General features: G+C 39.1%; 1 protein-coding gene. It reads right to left on the reverse strand.

The genetic code is table 11. The features are described from left to right. Window positions 1-51 precede the first annotated feature (51 nt). Window positions 52-1,044: an IS110 family RNA-guided transposase gene (locus AC1DQW_RS27655; RefSeq protein WP_477457014.1), complete on the reverse strand. Its 993-nt coding sequence runs from the start codon at window positions 1,042-1,044 to the stop codon at window positions 52-54. Between the last annotated feature and the right edge of the window lie 272 nt (window positions 1,045-1,316).

Below are 1,316 nucleotides of genomic sequence, written 5' to 3' on the forward strand. Positions count from 1 at the left end.
CTCGTATTATAGGTCTACGATATATCCAAATTTTATTTAAAAGAGTTGTTTTTAGGCGACTCTTTTATAGTTCTCCACATAGGTTTCACCTCTTTTCACTAAAGAGAACATTCTAAGGATCAACTTGAATTTTACATTGTTAAGCACTAGCGAGTAATCTTTTCTTTTGAGTAAGCGTTCTGCGTATGCACGAATTTCAGGGTCATGAATGACGGCCGTTTTAGCGGCCTGATTAAGCTCCTGTTTAAGTTCTTTATTTGCCATATGACTTACCCTGTTTTTTCCTTTGATACTGGTTCCTGATTTATGCTCAAATGGGATTACACCTACAAATACGGCGTACTGCCGGGCATTTTCAAAGCTGGTGAAATTCTCTGTGTAGACCAATGTCATCCAGGCGTTTACCGGACCTATTCCTTTGATACTGGTCAATATTCTGTAATTTTGATATATGGATGCGTCCGCCTTGATCAGGGCCATGATCTCAGCTTCTATCTCCTGGATATATTGTTCGTCCTGTTTTATCTTTTTATTACCTATCCGGATAATCGTATCCTTTTTATTTACCTCGTACATGTACTCCCGTTCTTTGACAGTAGCTGTAAAACCGGCCTTATCCCTAACCAATCTTTTCCTGAAGGAGAGTAGTTGTTTAAGCTTTAATATGTTATCATTCAATGGTTTGGATAATTTCAGACGCTTGATCTTTTCTTCTCCATATTGCCCGATCCTGAATGAATCAACCTTGTCGTTCTTTCCACGGGTCATGCCCATCGATCTTTTGATCTCCAACCCTGAGATCCGACAAAAATCGATCTGATGGGCCGTACAAAACTGTAAAAATCGATATTCATAACCTCCGGTATATTCCAGGACAACCAGGCTTTCGTCGAGATCGATCTCATGGCTTTTACACCACTTTTTTAATGCACTAAATCCTTTACTGCTGTTTTCAGTTTGAATGTGCAGAAGACGTTCTGCACAACTAATGTCCAGGGTGCGTTTTGAAACATCGACCCCCAGAATAACATTGTAAGCTTCCATACGTTTATCTTTTAATTAGCATTAAAAGATTGCCTTTTGCCAATAACCTTTGATGGTACAAAGAAAGTATTATAGCTGGGCCTTGGGCAATCATAAAAGGCAGGGAACTAATACGAGTTTAAGTCCTTTAGACTAGCAATGACAAAAGTTCACCCTGCCTTTTACAATAACGTTTTCCACAAAGTTTTTAGTTCTTAACACCCCCCTGCACCCCCCATTCTAACAACAGCAATCTTTATTGTTTTTTCTTTTGTTAGACCAAAGGCAATGAC

This window comes from Mucilaginibacter sp. P5_A4, from assembly GCF_056400605.1.